The sequence below is a fragment of the Massilia hydrophila genome (assembly GCF_020208145.1).
GTDB lineage: Bacteria > Pseudomonadota > Gammaproteobacteria > Burkholderiales > Burkholderiaceae_D > Telluria > Telluria hydrophila.
The window spans coordinates 47,083-63,959 of the sequence record NZ_JAHYBX010000004.1 but is presented as its reverse complement, the minus strand read 5'-3'; the positions used below and the strand labels follow the sequence as shown (position 1 = coordinate 63,959).

Below are 16,877 nucleotides of genomic sequence, written 5' to 3'. Positions count from 1 at the left end.
CCTGGGGGTATGTTTTCTTACACTTGAAGGAGGTACACCATGTTATTCATCATTTGGATCGTTGTCGGTGGCATTCTGGGCTGGCTGGCCAGCATGGTCATGAAGACCGACGCAGAACAGGGCATGATTCTCAACGTCGTCGTTGGTATCGTTGGCGCCTTCCTGGGTGGCTGGCTCCTGTCGCCGCTGTTCGGCAGCGGCACCATCAACTCCGACGACTTCAGCGTGTCCTCGCTGCTGGTTTCGTTCCTGGGCGCTGTCATCCTGCTCGCGATCGTGAACCTGCTGCGTCGCGGTCGTGTTCGCTAATCCCTAGTGGATAGCCTTTCTTAAAAACCAACGCTTCATGCGTTGGTTTTTTTATGTCGTTAATCGATATGCGATCAAACATGTTCTGGACAGTATTAATCACGTGCATCGTTACCCTGATTGTCGGGTTTCTCGCGCTGAATTTCATGCCCAGTGAAAAACAGATCGAGCGACAACTTGCCAGGCAATACGACACCCACGACCCGCAGATGCGCCGCTCACTCGGCGTCCTGCTCGGTCCCCCCATCCTCGAAGGCAACAAGATCGAGGTGCTGGTCAATGGCGACGCGATCTTCCCGGCCATGCTGGAAGCGATCCGCCAGGCCGAAAAGACGATCACCTTCGAGACCTACATCTACTGGTCCGAATCGATCGGACGCGAATTCTCGGATGCGCTGATCGAGCGTGCACGCGCCGGCGTGAAGGTCCACCTGATGCTCGATTTCCTGGGCAGCATGAAGATGGAAGACGCGCTCATCAAGGAGATGAAGGATGCCGGCGTGCTCCTGCAGCGCTACCACAAGCCGGTCTGGTGGAAGCTGGCGCGCCTGAACAACCGCACCCACCGCAAGCTGCTGGTGGTGGACGGCAAGGTCGGCTTCACCGGCGGGGTCGGCATCGCCGACCAGTGGCGCGGCAACGCCCAGGACGAAGACCACTGGCGCGACAACCACTATCGCGTGGAAGGTCCGGTGGTCGGCCAGATCCAGGCCGTGTTTACCGACAACTGGACCAAGGCAACCGGCGTAGTGCTCGACGGGCCCAATTATTTCCCGGCCCTGAAGCCGGAAGGCGACAAGCCGGCCCAGATGTTCTCCAGTTCGCCCACCGGCGGCAGCGAGAGCATGCACCTGATGTACCTGATGGCGATTACCGCGGCCAGCAAGACGATCGACCTGTCGGCCGCCTACTTCGTGCCGGACGACCTGACCATCCGCACCCTGATCGCGGCCGCCAAGCGCGGCGTGCGGGTGCGCATTATCACGCCCGGCAAGATCATCGATTCCGACCTCGTCAAGGCCGCTTCGCGCGAACGCTGGCCGGAACTGCTGGCGGCCGGGGTCCAGATCGCCGAGTACAACCCCACCATGTACCACGTGAAGGCGCTGGTGGTCGATTCGCTGCTGGTCTCGGTGGGCTCGACCAACTTCGACAACCGCTCCTTCAGCCTGAACGACGAAGCCAATCTGAACATCATGGACGAAGCCTTCGCCCAGCGCCACGAACAATTGTTCGAAGCCGACTGGCAGCGTTCGACCCGGGTCACCCCGGCCAGCTTCGCGCGCCGTCCGTGGTGGCAACGGGTCAGTACGGCCGTGGTTTCACTGGTCGGAAAACAGCTGTAAAGATCGGACAGGGAAATTTTTCTCTAGGTAAACATTCGATTTTTCGCGTAGAAATACTGGTTGACGATATGTATGGGGTTACGGATACTCTTGGATGCTCCGCGGAGCCCAAGAGTTCCCACTTCCCTATAGATAAACGCGAATGAAAAAGACCCTCCTCTCGCTGGCCATCCTGACCAGCTTCGCCGCACACGCGGACGAAGGCATGTGGATGCCGCAGCAGCTGCCACAAGTAGCCAAGCAACTGAAAGCCGCCGGCCTCAAGCTGGATCCGTCCACCCTGACCAAGCTGACCGAGTTCCCGATGGGCGCGATCGTGAGTCTGGGCGGCTGCTCGGCCTCCTTCGTCTCGCCGCAGGGCCTGGTCGTGACCAACCACCACTGCGTGTACAACAGCATCGCGGTCAACTCGACCCCGGAACGCGACCTGCTGGCCAACGGCTTCCTGGCCAAGACCCTGGGCGAAGAGCTGCCGGCCGCGCCGGGCAGCCGCGTCTACGTGACCGAGGAAGTGGCCAACGTCACCAACCAGATCATCACCCCGGACGTCGCCAAGCTGAACGGCAAGGCACGCATCGACGCCATCGAGAAGAACCAGAAGAAACTGGTGGCCGAATGCGAACAGACGGCCGGCTACCGCTGCACCGTGGCCAGCTTCTACGGCGGCCTCGAGTTCTACCGCCTGAAGCAGCTCGAAATCCGCGACGTGCGCCTGGTGCACGCACCGCCGGCCGGCGTCGGCAAGTTCGGCGGCGATACCGACAACTGGATGTGGCCGCGCCACACGGGCGACTATGGCTTCTACCGCGCCTACGTGAGCAAGGATGGCAAGGCCGCCGAGTTCTCGAAGGACAACGTGCCGTACAAGCCGAAGCACGTGCTGAAGATCGCCGATCCGGGCGCCAGCGCCAAGGAAGGCGACTTCGTCATGGTGCTGGGCTATCCGGGCCGCACCAACCGCCACCGCCTGCCGTCGGAAGTCGAATCGACCTTCACCTGGAACTACCCGGCCTTCGTTGCGGCATCGGGCGAGACCCTGGCGATCATCGAGCGCGAGACCAAGAACGATCCGGCCGCCAAGCTCAAGTACGCAGGCCAGGTCGCCGGCGTCAACAACTACTACAAGAACCGCAAGGGCATGCTGACCTCGTACGCGAACAGCGATTTCCTGCAGCGTAAGACGGCCGAACACAATGCCATGAAGGCCTGGGTCAACGCCAACCCGGCCCGCAAGGCGCAGTATGCCGCCGACATCGAGCAGGCCGAGAAGCTGATCGCCGAACGCGACGCCAGCGCCAAGAAGGGTTTCTACCTGGGCTACGCCCAGCCGAAGTTCCTGTCCTCGGCCCGTTCGCTGTACCGCCTGGCCAACGAGCGCACCAAGCCAGACGCCGAGCGCAAGTCGGGCTTCCAGGAACGCGACCTGCCACGCTGGAATTCGGTCATCGCCGGCCAGGACCGCACCTACGACGAGAAAGTCGACAAGGCGCTGGTGCTGAACTTCCTGAGCAAGTACAACGCGCAGCCGGCCAACGAGCATGACGCCGCCTTTGATGCCGCCCTTGGCATCAAGCCGGGCATGAGCGACGCCGAGCTGAAGGCCGCGCTGGACCGCATCTACGCCGGCTCGAAGCTGGCCAGCAAGGAAGAGCGCAGCGCATGGCTGAACAAGTCGCCGGCCGAATTCAAGGCCTCGAACGACAGCTTCATCAAGGCCGCGGTGGCGATGTATGACGCTGGCCTGAAGGAAGAAGCCGAGGAAGAAGAACGCGCCGGCAAGATCCAGCAAGCCTATGGCAACTACATGCGCGCCAAGATCGCCTACATGAACAGCCGTGGCCAGGCCGTCTATCCGGACGCCAACGGCACCCTGCGCGTCACCTTCGGCAAGGTGATGGGCCGCAACGTCGGCGCCGACGGCACCGAAGGCTGGACCGCGTTCACGACCCCGAAAGGCATCGTTGCCAAGCACACCGGCGAAGGCGAGTTCAATGCACCGGCAGCCCAGCTGGCGGCGATCCAGGCCAAGGACTTCGGCAAGTACGTCGATCCGAAGCTGAAGACCGTGCCGGTCAACTACCTGGCGACCCTGGACATCACCGGCGGCAACTCGGGTTCGGCCGCGCTGAACTCGAAGGGCGAGCTGATCGGCCTGGCCTTCGACGGTACCCTGGATTCGATCATCTCGGACTGGGACTTCAACAAGGCCATGACCCGCTCGATCCAGGTCGACAGCCGCTACATGCTGTGGAACATGAAGCATGTGGACAAGGCCGACAACCTGCTGAAGGAAATGGGCGTGCAATAAGCACCTATCGCTTCGCCTGCGGCGCCTTCGGGCGCCGTTTTTCGTTGGGCGGGCGGTTTCGCTTCCGGCAACGCATCCTTCGTGAACGTGCCAGGCTGCCGGCATGGCGCTATGCTCCTTCCATCCCTCTCGACAGGAGCACACATGAAGAAGGCATGGCTGTTCATCGGCGCGCTGCTGGCATCGGCCTGCGCCCTGGCGCAGGAAAGCGGCGATCCGTACGCGAAGGCGCGCGCCATCATCGAAGACTTGCACCGCATCGGCGCGCCGACCGGCGTGCAGGACGCGTACAAGACCCGTATCGGCAGTGTCGACCAGTGGCTCAGCGTGCGCGGCCAGGACCGCGACAACCCGATGATCCTGTTCGTGCACGGCGGGCCGGCCTCGCCCGTCACGCCGACCATGTGGCAGTTCCAGCGCCCGATCGAGGAATATTTCACGGTCGTGAACTGGGACCAGCGCGGCGCCGGCAAGAGCTATGCCGAGACCGATCCCGCGCAGGTGGCCGCTACCATCCGCATCGCGCGCTACGTCGACGACGCCATCGAGGTGGCCGAGCACCTGAAGGCGCGCTACGGCAAGCGCAAGCTGATCCTGATGGGCCACAGCTGGGGCACCATCGTCGGCATGCGCGCGGCCCTCAAGCGCCCCGACCTGTTCCACGCCTACGTCGGCATCGGCCAGGTGCTGAACGTGCGCGAGAACGAGCGCATCAGCTTCGACTACGCCTACGAGCGCGCCAGGCGCGAGCGCAACGCGCAAGCGCTCGGGGAAATGGCATTGATCGCGCCCTACCCGGGCGACCAGCCGATCACGCGCGAGCGCATCGTCGTCGCGCGCAAGTGGCCGCAGTACTACGGCGGCTTGAGCGCCTTCCGCAGCGAATCCGGCTATTTCTTCCGCGGTCCCCTGCTCTCGCCCGAGTACAGCCCGAGCCAGGTGCAAGACATCGACAAGGGTAGCGTGCTGACTCTGGGGCGCGTGCTGCCGGAGTTCCTCGAGGTGGATTTTTCAAACGTGGAGCGCTTCCCGATCCCGGTCGTGATGTTCCTGGGCCGGCACGACTACACGACACCGGCCGCGCCCACCGTCGCCTGGATGGACAAGGTGGACGCGCCTTACAAGCGGATCGTCTGGTTCGAGCGCTCGGCCCACATGATTCCGTGGGAAGAGCCGGGCAAGCTTCTGGTCAGCCTGCTCGAGGTGGTGGCGCCCCTGGCGCGATGATCACGTCCAGCTCGGCCGCGATCTGCTGCGCCAGCTGGTGGATGTGGAAGCCGTCCACGAAGCCGTGGTGGGCCTGCACCGAGAACGGCAGCTCCAGGCGGCCATGCGGGGCCTCGCGGTACTTGCCCCAGGCGAAGGATGGGATGTCCGGCTGCGCCAGCGAAGCGCTTGGATGCTGGATCGCCGTAAAGGCGAGCCAGGGAATGCAGGTCACGAACACCTGCTCCTTCGCCTGCAGCGGCGTGCGCGCCGCGTATTCCATGTTCAGGGCTTCCATCCGGCTGGCCGCCTCGCGCGCCGCAATGCCGCGCGCGACGAATTCGCGCAGGTCGTCGCTCCAGTCGAACTGGGCGAAGTTCAGGTCATGGTACTGGTTGGTCACCGTGAAGGACGGGATCAGGCGCTCGATGCGGATCACCTCACCGCCCAGCACGCGGTAGCGGAAGTTGTCCACCTTCAGTACGGCGCGCAGCACCGCGCACAGCAGCACGTGGAAAGGCGCCAGGCCCTGCTCGCGGCACCAGGGCCGGAAGTCCGGCAGCGCGAGCGGAAAGCAGATGTTGACCGCGGCGCTGTCCATCGCATCGAACAGCGCGAAGCGGTCGCGCCGCCGCTCGAATGCCTGCATTTTATTGGGGCTTGTTCAGGCGGCTGTGGCGCACGCTGTACAGGAAGTAGGTGGCCACGGCCACGGCCATCCAGATGAAGAACACGCGGAAGGTGGCCGGCGACAGGTCCTTCATGATGTACAGGCAGGCGCACACCGACAGCCCCGGGATCACGTAGGGACCGAAGGGCACGCGGAAGTGGCCCGGTTCGCCGCGGCCCTGCTTGGCGCGGATCACCGGCACCGCGATCGAGACCACGATGAAGGCGGTCAGGGTGCCCATGCTCACCATGTCCCACAGGAAGGTGGCGTCCACCAGGCCGGCCACCGTGGCCACCACGAGGCAGACGATGATGGTGTTGCTGACCGGGGCCTGGGTGCGCTTGTTGACCTTCTGGAAGGTCTTCGGGATCAGGCCGTCGCGGCTGATCGCGTACAGGATGCGCGTCTGGCCGTAGATCGTCACCAGGGTCACCGAGAACACCGAGACCACCGCGCCCGCCGACAACACCAGCGCCGGCCAGGCCTTGCCGGTCACGTTCTGCAGGATCACCGACAGGCCGGCTTCCTGGCCGGCGAACATGCGGGCCGGCTGGGCGCCCACTGCCGCCACCGCCACCAGCAGGTAGAACACGGTCACGATCAGGAGCGCCGTCAGGATCCCGATCGGCACGTTGCGGCGCGGGTTGTTCACTTCCTCGCCGGCGGTGGCGATGGTGTCCAGGCCGATGAAGGAGAAGAACACGGTGCCGGCGGCGGCGGTCACGCCGGCCATGCCGACGTAGCCGCTGTCCGGGTCGGGGCTGAAGAAGGGCGTGAAGTTGGCGGCGTCGAAGCCGGTGAAGGCGATGATGGCGAAGAACACCAGGATCGCCAGCTTGACCAGCACCATGATGGCATTGGTCGTGGCCGACTCCTTGGTGCCGCGGATCAGCATGATGCAGCACATGGCGATCAGGATTACCGGCGGCAGGTTGAAGTTGCCGGGACTGAAGTGGACGTTATGGTGGCTTGATACGAACATCGGCGAGCGCAGGTGGGCCGGAATCTCCCAGCCGAAGGCGTTCATCAGGAAGTTGTTCAGGTAGTCGGACCAGCCGATCGCCACCGCGCTGCCGGCCAGGCCGTATTCGAGCAGCAGGCAGGCGGCCACGATGAAGGCGGCGAACTCGCCCACGGTGGCGTAGGCGAAGGAATACGAGGAACCGGCGGCCGGCACCCGGCCCGCCAGTTCGGCATAGCACAGCGCGGTCAGGCCGGCGGTCAGCGCGGCCAGCAGGAAGGACAGGATCACGGCCGGGCCGGCCTTCGGCACCGCTTCCACCATCGTGAAGAAGATGCCGGTACCGATGGTGGCCCCGACCCCGATCATGGTCAGCGGAAACAGGCCGAGGGAACGCTGCAGGCCGCCGCCATGCGCGTCGTCATGGTGGCGTTCAGCCTGTTCAGCCTGTTTAGTACGGATCAGCTTTTGGCCCAGGGTCAGATTCACGGCAGGTCCTTTGGTTGTCTCATGTCGGCACTCTTAATAAAGCACCAATCAAACCAGCGATTATAGGGGTTTTGCATCACCCCAATAAATTTGTTTGATTAAAGATGCATTCCGGCAGTATCTTTTGCTACAATGAGCGCGTCCGCACTGCACTCGCCCTGCCAGTCCGGACCATTTTTTTGGCATTAAACATGTATAATTAATGCATCATTAAAGGATAACCACCATGATCTCGAGCGCTTCCCGCCCCTACATCGACGCTTCCGTTCCCGTCCTGCGCGAGCACGGCCTGGCCATCACCACCACCTTCTACCGCAGCATGTTCGACGCCCATCCGGAGCTGAAAAACCTGTTCAACATGGGGAACCAGGCCAGCGGCGTGCAGCAGCAGTCACTGGCCTCGGCGGTGTTCGCCTATGCCGCCAACATCGGCAATGCCGCGGCCCTCGGTCCGGTCGTGAGCCGCATCGTGCACAAGCATGCCGCGGTGGGCATCCGTGCCGACCACTATCCGATCGTCGGCCACCACCTGCTGGGCGCGATCAAGACCGTGCTGGGCGACGCCGCCACCGAGCCGCTGCTCAAGGCGTGGGAAGAAGCCTATACCTCCCTGGCGCGCCTCCTGATCGATGCGGAAGCGAAGATGTACGAGCAAGCCGGCGTGCAGCCGGGCGAAACGCGTGCGATGCGCGTGACCGAAGTCGCGCGCGAGAGCGACAAGGTGGTGTCGATCCGCTTCGTTCCGCTGGACGGCGGCGCCCTGCCGCCCTTCAAGGCTGGCCAGTACCTGAGCGTGGCGGTCGATTTCAACGATGGCCGCCGCCAGCTGCGCCAGTACAGCCTGTCGGATGCGCCAGGCAAGGACAGCCTGCGCATTTCCGTCAAGCGCGAGGATGGCGGTGCGCATCCGGCCGGCGCAGTGTCGACCTGGCTGCACGACAACGTGCACGTGGGCGACGTGCTGAACGTGATCCACCCCTTCGGCGACTTCCTGCCGGACACCGAGTCGAACGAACCGGTGGTGCTGCTCTCGGCCGGCGTCGGCATCACGCCGATGGTTTCCGCCCTGAACCGCATCGCGATGGTCAACCCGCAGCGCCGCGTGATCTTCGCCCACGCCGCCCGCAACCCGGCCCAGCATGCGCACCAGGCCGACATCGCCGCCGCGAAGGCGCGCATGCCACACCTGCACGTGGTGACGTTCTACGAGGAGACGGAAACGGAAGGCGCCCTGAAGGGCAAGATGGAACTGGCGCGCCTGCCGTCCTGGCCGCGCACCGAGACCGACGTGTACCTGTGCGGTCCGCTGCCCTTCATGCAGGCGCAATGGAATGCGCTGCTGGCGGCGGGTGCACCGGCCGGCCGCCTGCACCGCGAAGTGTTCGGGCCGGACCTGCTGGACAACCTGCTCTGATTTTCGCAGCGTGGGCAGGTCCCCTGCCCACGCGGTCGACGATCGCCAGCACTGCTGCGAAGAAGCACCGTTCGCGTATCACCGCGTGGTCGCTACCAACATCAATCCAGCAGCTGCACGTTACGGCCGGTAACGCTGCGCTGCGCCGGGTGTCCATACACCTGGATTCCGCCCGAGCCGCCGCCGTGCGCCACCAGCGACTGCCTCACGGTGGCGCGAATCCCACCCGAACCGTCCGCCGCCAGGTCGGCATCCTGGGTCGCCAGCGCAGCCAGGTCGAGGCTGCCGGAGCCGGCCACGCGCGCATTCAGCGAACGCACGGCGCCGCCGGCCTGCAGCACGCCGGAACCGGCGACACTCACGCGCGCATAGTCGCCGCGGATGGCACCGATGTGCATGCGGCCAGAGCCTGCCAGGCCGAGGTCGGCGCTGGCGCTGCTCAGCGCAGCGGCATCGAGCACGCCCGAGCCGCTGACGCGCGCGTGCAGGCTGTCCACCTTGCCCGAGAGGGCGACCGTCCCGGAACCGCTCTTGCGCACATCCAGCGGCGCGCCGGCCAGCTCGCGTACCGCGACCTGGCCCGAGCCGGAGGCGCGCACGGCGCTCAGGCGCGGGGTCGTGTACACCACGCGCACCGGGGTCTTGCTGCGCAGCTGGCGGTCGTAGGCGATCTTCAGCGTATTGCCCCGGCCTTCGGTGCGGATATAGGGCAGCAGGTTGGCGTCGGCTTCGACCAGCAGCGAAGGCGCCGGACCGACGCGCACCTCGACCTGCACCGGGCCGTTCACTTCCAGTTCGCCATGCGCCGCCACCTGGCGCTGGTCACGCGCCGCGATGCCGTCGCCCTCGACGGCGCCGTCGCTGAACACCGAGTACATGCGCGCATCGCCCTCGCCGGGCGTCACGATGATGGCACAGCCGCCCAGCGTGGAGGCAAGGGCGGCAAGGGAAGCAAGGGCAAGGAGCTTGCGCATGACGGGATTCCTTCAGGTGGTTGTCGATTCACCCACTCTAGCAAGCCCCCTCTTCTGCCGCCCCGCCCATGCGACAGGCTGCAGGAAACACCGGCTGAGCTGCGGCTGAGTTGCGGCTGCACACCGCCGCCGGCACCGCTCAGCCGGTGCGCGTGGCGGCGAACAGCGTCTTGTATTCGCGCGGCTGCGAGCGCCAGTACTGGGGCGGCGCGAATACCTGCGCGCCCAGTTCGGCCGCCGCATGCCAGGGCCAGCGCGGGTCGTACAGCATGGCGCGCGCCAGGCCGATCACATCCGCCTGCCCCTGCTGCAGGATGCTTTCCGCCTGCTGCGCCTCCGTGATCAGGCCCACGCCGATGGTCGGCATGCCGGTCGCCCCCTTGATGCGCTGCGCGAAATCGACCTGGTAGCCGGGCTTGAGCGGGATTTCCTGAAGCGGCGACAGGCCGCCGGTCGAGACGTGGATGAAGTCGCAGCCGCGCGCCTTCAGCTCCTGGGCGAAACGCAGGCTCTGTTCGATTTCCCAGCCGCCCGCGACCCAGTCGGTGGCCGAGATGCGCACGCCCACCGCCATCGCGCGCGGCACGGCGGCCCGCACCGCCTCGAATACCTCGAGCGGGAAGCGCATCCGGTTTTCCAGGGAGCCGCCGTAATCGTCACCGCGGCTGTTCGACAGCGGAGACAGGAACTGGTGCATCAGGTAGCCGTGGGCGGCATGCAGCTCGATGCCGTCCAGGCCCAGCGCATGCGCGCGCCGCGCCGCGTCGACGAAACCGGCCCTGATACGCGCCAGCCCGTTTGCGTCGAGCGCCAGCGGCGCCACTTCGCCGTCCGCATGGGCCAGCGGCGAAGGCGCCACGGTCTGCCAGCCGCGCGGCTGGTCCGGCCGTATCTGGGCGCCGCCCGCCCACGGAACCTCGGTCGAGGCCTTGCGGCCGGCGTGGGCCAGCTGGATCGCGATCTTGATCGGGGAATGCTGGCGCATGGCGCGAATGACCGGCGCCAGCGCTTCCTGGTGGGCATCGGTCCACAGGCCCAGATCTTCCGGGGAAATGCGTCCCTCGGGCGTAACGGCGGTCGCTTCGATGATGAGCAGGCCGGCGCCAGACAGCGCGAGGTTCCCCAGGTGGATCATGTGCCAGTCGGTCGGCAGGCCGAGAACGGCCGAGTACTGGCACATCGGCGCGATCGCGATGCGGTTCGACAGTGCGAGGGGACCCAGGGTAATTGGGGAGAAAAGCATGCTGCTCATGACACCTCCGCTCGGGGCAAAGGTTTCAGTCTAGCGTGGCGATGGGTTCCATGCTGCGAGCTTGCCTGGAAAAAAGGGGAAGCAATGCTTCCCCTTGTCCATATGCTCAGCCGATACGCGTGACCATCAGCCCCGCGCGCAGGCCGATCCGCACATCCGGATTCGGGAACACGACCAGTTCCTCGTCATGCTCCACGCGGTACACGGTGTCGCCATCGGTCGCGATCACCTCGCCTTTCTTCATCGGCGTGAAGTTCCAGGTCTCGCGTCCGACCGACATCGTGAAGGCATCGGACAGCTTGATCACCTGGCGCGCCGTCGCGAACACGTGCGGCGCCGCCTTGGCTGGAATACCGGGCAGGCCGCGCAGCAGCCGGTCCAGTGCCGCCGAGGCGTCAGCGAATTGCGCCAGGTCGTTCTGTCCCAGCGTGCCGACCCGGCCCAGCTCCACGGTGGTGCCGGCCGCGCCATGATGCTCGCTCGAGTAGTAGCTGTAGGTGCCGACCGACTTCGGGTTCATGATGACAGCGCCGATCGCCGCCTGGCCGAGCCAGCCGAGCAGCGCCTGGCGCGGCGTGTCGGGGATGAGCTCGGGCACGATCGCGAACATCGGATAGTGCGAGGGCCTGATCGCCGTGTGCAGGTCGAGGTGCCAGCGCTGCGGTCCCGCAGCTTCGAAGAAGGCGCAGGTGGCGGCGACCAGCGCATCGGCCCGCGCCGACTCCGCGGTACCGGCCAGCGGCCCGCGGTCCGCACGGAACATCCGGTTCAGGTCCGCGTCGATGAAGCGCTGGCCGCGGGCGATGGCATCGATGTTCCCGACGCACAGCATCAGGTCCACCGCCAGCGCTTGCGGCGTGCGCGACAACGCTTCGACGAGCCAGGCCACCATCTCGATCGGTCCGGTCTCGTCGCCATGCACGCCCACCGACACCAGCACGCTCGGGCGCTGCGCATGCGCAGCGCCTTTCACGGTGAGGATGCCGGGCGCTGGCAACGCGACCGTGAAGCCAGCCTCCGCGAAGCGCTGCGCGACCGCGCCGAAGTCGCCCTCGGCCAGCACGCGCACCGCTTCCGGCAGCGCAGGGTTTGCGGCGCTGCTCATCGGCTCAGGCAGCCAGGCGGTCCGGGCTCGAACCTTCCGACAGCGCCCAGACGTCCAGCATGGCCTGCTCCAGCTCGACCGGCTGCGCGAAGCCGCTCAGGCCGCGCGCCTCGGTGACGTCCTTGACGGCCGCCAGCGGATCGCCGCCGGCGCCGGCACGCTCGATCACCTGCAGCAGCAGGCGCTGCTGGGTGCGGCGCAGGGCCTGCATCGCGTAGTTGCGCAGCTGTTCCTGGGCCTTGCTCTGGGCCGGTAGCTTCAGGCCGCGCTCGAGCGTGTCGATGCCGGCCTGCTGGCGCAGGGCCATGCCGACTTGCAGGAACTGGGCCAGGCTCATGCCGCTCGGACGCTGCACCGAGACCGCCGCGAACAGGAAGGTGGCCAGCGACTCGATGGTCTCGACCGCCTTCCAGGCCGCGGTGAAGGAGGCCGGCAGGCCGGTGTGGCCGTCGGCTTCCGAACGGGTCGGGGTCAGGCTGCGCAGCTGGTCGGCCTGGCCGAACAGCGTCGACAGCTCGGCCATGCCGTCGGTGCCGGCCGGCAGCGAGAGCACGCCTTCGATCACGGCGCGCAGCAGCGCACGGGTGCGCATGTCGACCGCCATCGAAACGTCGCGCGGCACGCTCAGGGCATCGGCGTCGAGCGCGTCGAACACCGGCGCCAGGTGCAGCGCCGACCAGGCGCGCGCCCAGGCCTTGACCACCTCGGTCTCCTCCACGCGGTGCTCGGCAGCCAGGTCGCGCAGCATCAGCGGACCGCAGCGGTTCACTGCTTCGTTGGCCAGCACGGTGGCCAGGATGGCGTTGGCCAGCGGGTGGTTCAGCGGGTTGCGGGTGGCGACCATTTGCGCCGGGAAGTATGGGCGCAGCAGCGATTCGGCCCACGACTCCTCGACCAGCGGCAGCGCCAGCAGGGTGCGCTTGAAGCGGTTCTTGACGTTGGCGATGACCACCGCCAGTTCCGGCGTCGTCAAGCCCTGGCCCAGCGTCTTGCGGCGGGCCAGTTCGGCGTCGGTCGGCAGCTGTTCCAGTTCGCGGTTGACCGCGCCTTCCGATTCCAGGTTGGTGATCAAGGCCGCGTAGCCGTCCACCACGGAGGCGGTGGACTGCGCCTGCGCTTCGCGGGTCAGGAGGCGGGTCTGCTGCCTGTTGTCGCGCAGGACCAGCTCTTCCACGGCGCCGGTCATCTCGTTCAGGATGCGGTTGCGGTCCGCTTCCGGCAGCTCGCCCGCGTTGACTTCGGTGTCCAGCCAGATCTTGATGTTGACTTCGTGGTCGGAGCAATCCACGCCTGCCGAGTTGTCGATCGCATCGGTGAAGATGCGGCCGCCCGCCAGGGCGAACTCGATACGGCCGGCCTGGGTGGCGCCCAGGTTGCCGCCCTCGCCCACCACCTTGCAGCGCATTTCGTTGCCGTTGACGCGGATGCGGTCGTTGGCGCGGTCCTTCACCTGGGCGTGGGTTTCATTCGACGACTTGATGTAGGTACCGATGCCGCCGTTGTAGAACAGGTCCACCGGCGCCAGCAGGATGCGGTGCATCAGCTCTTCCGGCGACAGCGAGGTTTCCTGGATGTCGAGGGCGGAACGTACTTCAGGGCTCAGTTCGATCGAGCGGCTGGTCCTCGAGAACACGCCGCCGCCCTGCGAGATCAGCGACTTGTCGTAGTCTTCCCACGAGGAGCGCGGCAGCGCGAACATGCGCTCGCGTTCCTTGAACGAGACCTCGGTGTCCGGGTTCGGGTCCAGGAAGATGTGGCGGTGGTCGAAGGCGGCCACCAGCTTGAGCTGGCGCGACAGCAGCACGCCGTTGCCGAACACGTCGCCCGACATGTCGCCCACGCCGACCATGGTCACCGGAGTGGTGTTCATGTCGTGGCCCAGTTCGTAGAAGTGGCGCTTCACCGCCTCGAAGGCGCCCTTGGCGGTGATGCCCATCTTCTTGTGGTCATAGCCGTTCGAGCCGCCCGAAGCAAAAGCGTCGCCCAGCCAGAAGCCGCGCTTGACGGCGATGCTGTTGGCGATGTCCGAGAAGGTCGCGGTGCCCTTGTCGGCGGCCACCACCAGGTACGGATCGTCCTGGTCGTGGCGCACGGTGTTTTCCGGCGGGACGACGGCGCCACGCACGCGGTTGTCGGTCACTTCCAGCAGGCTGGCGATGAACTCGCGGTAGCAGGCTTCACCTTCGGCCGCCACGACTTCGCGCGGGGCGTTGGCCGGCATCTGCTTGCACACGAAGCCGCCCTTCGAGCCGGCCGGCACGATGACGGCGTTCTTGACCATCTGCGCCTTCACCAGGCCCAGCACTTCGGTGCGGTAGTCTTCCATGCGGTCCGACCAGCGCAGGCCGCCGCGGGCGACCGGGCCGCCGCGCAGGTGCACGCCTTCGAAGCGGCGCGAGAATACATAGATTTCGCGGTACGGACGCGGTTCCGGGGCCAGCGCCAGGTTGCTGGTGTCGACCTTGAAAATGATCTTCTCACCAAGGTTCTGGAAGTAGTTGGTGCGCACGGTGGCCAGGGCCAGGTCGACCAGGGCCGCCATGATTTCCTCGGTGTCGGCATGGTTCACGGTCGACAGGCCGGCTTTCAGGGCGGCCAGCTTGGCGGTGCCGGCGGCATGCTCGGTGTCGCCCAGCTGCGGATCGAAGCGCTGGATGAAGCCGGTGACGAATTCCTTCACCAGGGCCGGCTGGGTGCGCAGGGTTTCCGCCATGTAGCGCACCGAGAACTTCGAGCCCAGCTGGCGCCAGTAGCTGATGTAGGCGCGCACCAGCTGCACTTCGCGCATCGACAGGCCGCCTTCGATGGTCAGGCCGTTCATGCGGCCGTCTTCGGCTTCGTTGTTGAACAGCGCGGTGAACAGTTCCTCGGCCACCGGTGCGATGCCGGCCTTGACCAGCTTAGCGCCGCTCTCGTCGTCCACCGCCAGCGCGGTGACATTGCGACGCACGCCGTCGGCGCCGGTAAACGACCAGGTCTGCTCGCGGTCGACCGCGATGCCGGCGTTCTGCAGGGCCGGCAGGATGCGCGACAGCGACGGCACGGTCTCGCCCGAATACAGGCGGATCGAGGCGTCGCGCGCGGCGTTGGCCTCGCCCACGCCCGGCTCGATGCGCACGCTGACGCGGCCGTCGTGGCCGTTGTTCAGCATGGCCTGCAGGTCGCGGAACGCGATTTCCGGCGCGGTGGCGGTCACGAAGCTGACCGGCAGGTTGGCGCCCAGCTTGCGCAGGCTGCTGCGCCGGGCATGGTCTTCGATGCCGTTGCCGAGGGCGGCGAAGCGGTCATGCCAGCCATCGAGCACCGCCAGCAGCGGCTGCTGGATGTCGGTTTCCAGGTCCAGCGGATAGCGGGCGGCGTGTGCGATCAGGTAGACGCGCGCCAGCGGGCCGTCGGCCACCAGGGTCTGTACGCGCACCTCAACGGCGCCCGAGCTGTCCTTCAGGGCCGAGGCCAGGCTGGCGGCGACCGCGGCGCTGTAGCGCTCGCGCGGCAGGTAGACCAGCACGTTCAGGTGGCGCGCATACACGTCGCGGCGCGCGAACACCTTCGGACGCGGCTGCTTGTACAGCGACACGACCGAGCTGCACACCTGGGCCAGCCATTCCGGATCGGCTTCCAGCGCTTCGGTGCGCGGCAGCGATTCGAGGATCTCGACGAACTTCTCGGCGCGGAAGCCTTCCTGGCGCACGCCGGCGATCGACAGCACCTTGGCCACGCGGCCGCGCGCGAAGGGCAGGCGCGCCAGCGGGGTCGAGGTGGCGGCGCGGGTGAACAGGCCCACGAAGCAGTGCTCGCCCAGGATGCGCCCTTGCGCATCGGTATTGCGCACGCCGATGAAGTCGAGCGGCTGGTCGCGGTGCAGGGTGCCCTCGACGTCGGCCTTCACGATCGACAGGGTGTCGGCGCGGCGCGACAGGGTTTCGAAGTCGCCCGGGATGTTGGCCAGGCAGGTGCCGTAGACCGGGTGCGCGGTGTCGGCCAGCACGCCGATGCGGCTCGGGATGTCGCGTTCCAGTTCGCGCACGCCTTCCTTCACCATGTAGTAGGCGTAGCCGAAAGGCTCGAAGCCTTCGTTCTTGGCCCATTCAAGGAAGGCAGCCACTTCCTGGCCTTCGGCGCTGCCCGACTGGGCGCTTGCCGCGGCCACCGCGGTCATGCGGTCGGCCATCTTGACGGCGTCGCGGTGCACGACGGCTGCATCGTTGGCGACCATGCGGATGCGCGCGGTCAGGGAATCGAGTTCGGAGAATTCGAGCTCGTCGCTCATCAGGACGAGCACGATCGATTCCAGCGGCGCGCCGGCTTCCCCGACGCTGGTGGCCAGGCCGCTGGCGTCGCGGCGCACCGGCAGCACGGCGTTCATCACGCCGGAGGCGATCTGGCGCTCCTTGCGCAGGGCCATCACGAAGGAATCGACCAGGTAAGGCATGTCGTCGTTCAGGATCAGCAGCGCGGTGGCCATGCCGCCGCGGCCGTCGGAATATTTCATCTGCGCGATCTGGCAACCCGCGCCGCTGCGCTGGGCCAGCTGCGAGAAGCCTTCCCACAGCACCGGCGCCAGGCTCTCGGGGGCGGTGCCGGCCAGGTCTTCGTCGTCGAGCGATCCGAGCCACGCGCTGATCAAGGCGCCGACCTGCGGGTTGGCGCCAGCGGCGGCGTGGTTTGCGTTGACCAGCGCGAGCGTCTGGTTGCGCAAATCTTGAGACATGTCTTTCATTTGCTTCTCCAAAGTTTGTGTGCCAGGGCGCGCTGTGGCTTGTGGCTTCGCGCCGCTCCGGCTTTATATGGACGGGGGTGTCCCGTCCGAATTCCGTGCACGCCCCGACTGCGGGCGCGCCAA

Annotated in this window: 11 protein-coding genes; 5 read left to right on the top strand and 6 right to left on the bottom strand. The window is 66.3% G+C overall.

The features are described 5' to 3' along the window. The first annotated feature begins 39 nt into the window (after positions 1-39). The 4 genes from LE190_RS12220 (at position 40) to LE190_RS12205 (ending at position 5,190) form a co-directional block, all read left to right on the top strand. On the top strand, positions 40-309 hold the full coding sequence (locus LE190_RS12220; RefSeq protein WP_020656446.1) for a GlsB/YeaQ/YmgE family stress response membrane protein: 270 nt from the start codon (positions 40-42) through the stop codon (positions 307-309). Between the two features lie 146 nt (positions 310-455). Beyond that, on the top strand, positions 456-1,655 hold the full coding sequence (gene cls / locus LE190_RS12215; RefSeq protein WP_307734701.1) for a cardiolipin synthase: 1,200 nt from the start codon (positions 456-458) through the stop codon (positions 1,653-1,655). A gap of 142 nt (positions 1,656-1,797) precedes the next feature. Then, positions 1,798-3,963, top strand: a complete 2,166-nt coding sequence (locus LE190_RS12210) for a S46 family peptidase (protein ID WP_225238960.1) — start codon at positions 1,798-1,800, stop codon at positions 3,961-3,963. Positions 3,964-4,107: 144 nt separating this feature from the next. Next, entirely contained in the window at positions 4,108-5,190 is a 1,083-nt protein-coding gene (locus LE190_RS12205; protein ID WP_225238959.1) for an alpha/beta hydrolase, read from the top strand. Here LE190_RS12205 and LE190_RS12200 read toward each other — a convergent pair. Further along, the gene (locus LE190_RS12200) at positions 5,153-5,818 is read right to left on the bottom strand and encodes a CatA-like O-acetyltransferase (RefSeq protein WP_225238958.1); all 666 of its coding nucleotides are present in this window, start codon (positions 5,816-5,818) and stop codon (positions 5,153-5,155) included. The genes LE190_RS12205 and LE190_RS12200 overlap by 38 nt on opposite strands. Before the next feature lies 1 nt (position 5,819). Then, positions 5,820-7,289 (bottom strand): APC family permease, encoded by a 1,470-nt coding sequence (locus LE190_RS12195; protein ID WP_225238957.1) that lies wholly within the window; start codon positions 7,287-7,289, stop codon positions 5,820-5,822. Positions 7,290-7,515: 226 nt separating this feature from the next. On the opposite strand from LE190_RS12195, the gene hmpA reads away from it, so the two are divergent. Beyond that, on the top strand, positions 7,516-8,703 hold the full coding sequence (gene hmpA, locus LE190_RS12190) for an NO-inducible flavohemoprotein (protein ID WP_225238956.1): 1,188 nt from the start codon (positions 7,516-7,518) through the stop codon (positions 8,701-8,703). Between the two features lie 101 nt (positions 8,704-8,804). Here hmpA and LE190_RS12185 read toward each other — a convergent pair whose 3' ends face one another. From LE190_RS12185 to LE190_RS12170, 4 genes are all read right to left on the bottom strand, one after another. After that, a complete protein-coding gene (locus tag LE190_RS12185) occupies positions 8,805-9,677 on the bottom strand; it encodes a head GIN domain-containing protein (protein WP_225238955.1) in 873 nt (290 codons plus the stop codon). 139 nt (positions 9,678-9,816) lie between these two features. Beyond that, complete coding sequence (locus tag LE190_RS12180) at positions 9,817-10,929, bottom strand: NADH:flavin oxidoreductase/NADH oxidase (protein WP_225238954.1); 1,113 nt, start codon at positions 10,927-10,929, stop codon at positions 9,817-9,819. 106 nt (positions 10,930-11,035) lie between these two features. Next, positions 11,036-12,034, bottom strand: coding sequence for a succinylglutamate desuccinylase (locus LE190_RS12175; RefSeq protein WP_225238953.1), 999 nt, complete (start codon positions 12,032-12,034; stop codon positions 11,036-11,038). A gap of 4 nt (positions 12,035-12,038) precedes the next feature. Further along, positions 12,039-16,754, bottom strand: coding sequence for an NAD-glutamate dehydrogenase domain-containing protein (locus LE190_RS12170; protein WP_225238952.1), 4,716 nt, complete (start codon positions 16,752-16,754; stop codon positions 12,039-12,041). Positions 16,755-16,877: the final 123 nt, after the last annotated feature.

What these genes read in the sequence shown, in the direction of transcription:
- LE190_RS12175 (WP_225238953.1), bottom strand. Translation starts at nt 12,034, where the DNA reads ATGAGCAGCGCCGCAAACCCTGCGCTGCCGGAAGCGGTGCGCGTGCTG.
- LE190_RS12185 (WP_225238955.1), bottom strand. Translation starts at nt 9,677, where the DNA reads ATGCGCAAGCTCCTTGCCCTTGCTTCCCTTGCCGCCCTTGCCTCCACG.
- LE190_RS12200 (WP_225238958.1), bottom strand. Translation starts at nt 5,818, where the DNA reads ATGCAGGCATTCGAGCGGCGGCGCGACCGCTTCGCGCTGTTCGATGCG.
- LE190_RS12170 (WP_225238952.1), bottom strand. Translation starts at nt 16,754, where the DNA reads ATGAAAGACATGTCTCAAGATTTGCGCAACCAGACGCTCGCGCTGGTC.
- cls (WP_307734701.1), top strand. Translation starts at nt 456, where the DNA reads ATGCCCAGTGAAAAACAGATCGAGCGACAACTTGCCAGGCAATACGAC.
- LE190_RS12180 (WP_225238954.1), bottom strand. Translation starts at nt 10,929, where the DNA reads ATGAGCAGCATGCTTTTCTCCCCAATTACCCTGGGTCCCCTCGCACTG.
- LE190_RS12220 (WP_020656446.1), top strand. Translation starts at nt 40, where the DNA reads ATGTTATTCATCATTTGGATCGTTGTCGGTGGCATTCTGGGCTGGCTG.
- LE190_RS12205 (WP_225238959.1), top strand. Translation starts at nt 4,108, where the DNA reads ATGAAGAAGGCATGGCTGTTCATCGGCGCGCTGCTGGCATCGGCCTGC.
- LE190_RS12210 (WP_225238960.1), top strand. Translation starts at nt 1,798, where the DNA reads ATGAAAAAGACCCTCCTCTCGCTGGCCATCCTGACCAGCTTCGCCGCA.
- hmpA (WP_225238956.1), top strand. Translation starts at nt 7,516, where the DNA reads ATGATCTCGAGCGCTTCCCGCCCCTACATCGACGCTTCCGTTCCCGTC.